Genomic DNA, 2,902 nt, shown 5'->3' with positions numbered 1-2,902 from the left:
GCGACGGTCCTGCTGTCCGGGCTGGAGCGCGTCACCCGCTGCGGGCTGTCGAACGTCGCGGAGAAGCTGATCGAGCCGGGTGTGTCGGCGGTGAGCCGGATGGCGATGACCTGGTCGGGTGCGCTGGCGAACGTCTCGCGGCGGAAGCGCACCCCGTTCTGGACGTAGGTGGTGGACGTGGTGGCGGTGGTGAGGTCGAGCTGCCGGTTGTACTCCGAGACGCCGGCGGTGCCGCCGGGGAAGGTCAGCCGCAGGTTGCCGACGGTCTGGTAGGCGAGCTGGCCCGCGGGACTGCCCAGCATGTTCTGGTCGATCAGCGTCTGGGCCTGGCTCCACTGGTTCTCGAAGACCAGCCGCTGGATCTCCGGCAGCGCCGCCGCGCCCTTGGTGTTGCTCTGGTCGTACGGCCCACCGGCCCAGACGGTGTCCTCGTTGAGCTGCAGGCGCTCCTGGTCGACATTGCCGAACACCATCGCGCCGAGCCGGCCGTTACCGATCGGCAGCGCGCGCAGCCAGTCGGTGCCGGCGCTGCGGTCGTACCACAGCGCCAGGTCGCCGGCGGCGCGCACCTCGGGCGGCGCCACCGAAGCGGCCCGGGCTGCCGCGGTCCACTGCATCGGGAGGAGCAGAGCTCCCGCTCCCGCCGCTCCGAACTTCATCAGTTGCCTTCGCGTCAGGTCTGCCATATCGCTTCTCCAAGCGCGCTCCGGCCTTGCGAGCGGCCGGCACCGCGCCAGTGCGGCGACCAGCTCGGCATCGGCACGAAAGGCGAGCTCAGCGGGGACCGGCGGCATCACGAGGCTGTGTTCTGGGGGGTGATCGTCAAGCTACAAACATTTGATGTATCGGTCAACGGTTGTAACAAATCCCACTAAAAGTCCAGTGATACGCCGCATGCCACTCGGAAACATCCAATGTCTGTGCCGTGTCATCCGCCATGACGGCTCAGTCGCTGAGAGACCATCGCGTGCGGCCCGGGCCGGCGTCCGGCGGACGCGTGACGATTTCCGGCCCTGGGGATGACCATCGCTCGACCTGCTCGCCTAGGCTCTGGGGCGAGAGGTCGGTCATCGAGCGCAGGGGAGCGCGGCCATGGCTGTTCAGGGAATCGTTTCCGCCATCATCGTCGGCATCGTCATCGGGGCACTGGGCCGGCTGATCGTGCCGGGACGGCAGCGCATCGGAATCCTGCTGACCATACTGATCGGCATCGTCGCCGCCCTGGTCGGTACCGCGCTCGCGGCGGGCCTCGGGGTGTCGGACACCAGAGGCATCGACTGGATCGAGCTGATCATCCAGATCGTCCTGGCCGGCGTCGGAGTGGCGCTGGTGGCGGGTCTGGCCGGAAGACGCCGCGGCTGAGGCGGCTCTCCGGGCTGAAGGCCGGGCGTTCGCGCCGCTGGGTGGGGAACCCGGCGGTGCGGGCGCCCGGAGCGCACGCCGTCGTCCCTGGATAGGGTCGGCTCCGTGAACGGCCAGGAGATCGGACCCCGGCCGGTGGAGATCGTGGCTCTGCACGTCTCGCCGGTGCACGCCTACGAGGGACGCCCGGCCGACGGCCCGCGCCCCGATCCGGCCCCCGCCGCACGCGACCACGTCTCCGTGCGGGCGGGCCTCGGGCTGGTGGGCGACCGGTACTTCAATCATCGCGCCCATCGGGAGGCGGCGGTCACGGTGTTCGCGGCCGAGGCGCTGGACGATGTCGCCCTGCGCCTGGGACTGGCCACGCCGCCCGATCCGCTGCTCCTGCGCCGCAACATCGTCCTGCGCGGCTTTCCCGTCGACGAACTGGCCTCCGGGCGCGGGCCGGACGGCACACCCTTCGGTGGCGCGGTGTTCGGCCTGGACTCCGGCGACGGCGAGGTGCGCTTCCAGGCGTACCGTCCGGCGAACCCCTGCGCCTGGATGGACGTCGTGCTCGCCGCGGGCGCGTTCCGCGCGCTGCGCGGCCACGGGGGAGTGCGGTGCGTCCCGCTCGACGACGGCGGGCTCCGCCTCGGCCCGGCGATCCTGACGGTGCACACCTTCCCGCGCAGCGACTCCGCGCCACCCGATGAAAGATACACAGACATCCTATGTCCGGGCTGCAGCCGGGATGGGGGCCGGTAAGTTTTCGGAGCCTGCGGCGGAGTTTTCGGAAAAGGATTTCGGAGGTGCGGCACAGGCGCCGGCGTCGGCGATCGTGTCACTGTTTCCCCAGGTGGAACCGCATCTCGAGATTCGCCTGGTGCTGCCTGTGGCCCGCTCTGCACGGAGGAGCGGCCGGTCGTTTTCCGGCCCTCGGCTGCTCGTGTGCGACCGTTCGCGGTCATCCGGCCCGCCGGAAGGTATGGACATACCGCCTGGGCTGACCTACAAATACATCCAATGTCTGCGTGTGAAGACCTCTTCATCCTGGTGAAACAAGGAGGTCCACGTCTGTGTGCACCGTCTGCGAGGCCGGGTCATCGTGGTCGGTCGATCGCCTCGCCGGAGTCTCCACGCGCTTAGTACCCGCACAGGATCTCCACCCGGCCCACTCCCGGCGAACGGCACTCGCCGGGCGGGGCCGACCTCACAAGATTCCCTCGTTCTGAGAGGTTCCCTCCCCATGTCCTCGTCATCGTTCCAGTTCAGCCGCCGTAGCCTGCTCGCCGGTGCCGGAGGTGTCGCGGCGGCCGGCCTGCTGGGGATCCGGCCGGCGTTCGCGACCGAAGGCCCGCAGAGCTACACCCCGAGCTGGGCGTCGGTCGACCAGCACCCGCCGGCGCCCGAGTGGTTCCAGGACGCCAAGTTCGGCATCTACTACCACTGGGGGGTCTTCAGCGTCCCGGCCTTCGCCAACGAGTGGTACCCGCGCAACATGTACAACAACGGGTCGGGCGAGAACAACCACCACAAGAGCGTTTACGGTGACCCGTCC

Annotated in this window: 4 protein-coding genes; 3 read left to right on the top strand and 1 reads right to left on the bottom strand. The window is 69.3% G+C overall.

Features of this window, described 5'->3' with window-relative positions; all coding sequences use genetic code 11:
* A partial coding sequence (locus tag IEY93_RS36725; protein WP_189167777.1) for a glycoside hydrolase family 95 protein occupies window positions 1-686 on the bottom strand: 686 nt, incomplete at its 3' end.
* A gap of 406 nt (window positions 687-1,092) precedes the next feature.
* Between IEY93_RS36725 and IEY93_RS36720 the strand changes: the two genes are divergently transcribed.
* The 3 genes from IEY93_RS36720 to IEY93_RS39065 form a co-directional block, all read left to right on the top strand.
* Window positions 1,093-1,362, top strand: a complete 270-nt coding sequence (locus IEY93_RS36720; protein ID WP_189167776.1) for a GlsB/YeaQ/YmgE family stress response membrane protein — start codon at window positions 1,093-1,095, stop codon at window positions 1,360-1,362.
* Window positions 1,363-1,467: 105 nt separating this feature from the next.
* On the top strand, window positions 1,468-2,109 hold the full coding sequence (locus IEY93_RS36715) for an MOSC domain-containing protein (protein ID WP_203969195.1): 642 nt from the start codon (window positions 1,468-1,470) through the stop codon (window positions 2,107-2,109).
* A gap of 481 nt (window positions 2,110-2,590) precedes the next feature.
* Window positions 2,591-2,902, top strand: a 312-nt coding sequence (locus IEY93_RS39065; protein ID WP_229691780.1) for an alpha-L-fucosidase, incomplete at its 3' end; no start/stop codon positions are given.

The organism is Sphaerisporangium melleum (assembly GCF_014646695.1).
Lineage (GTDB): Bacteria > Actinomycetota > Actinomycetes > Streptosporangiales > Streptosporangiaceae > Sphaerisporangium > Sphaerisporangium melleum.
The sequence above is the reverse complement of the archived record's forward strand: the minus strand, read 5'-3'. Positions and strand labels throughout refer to the sequence as shown.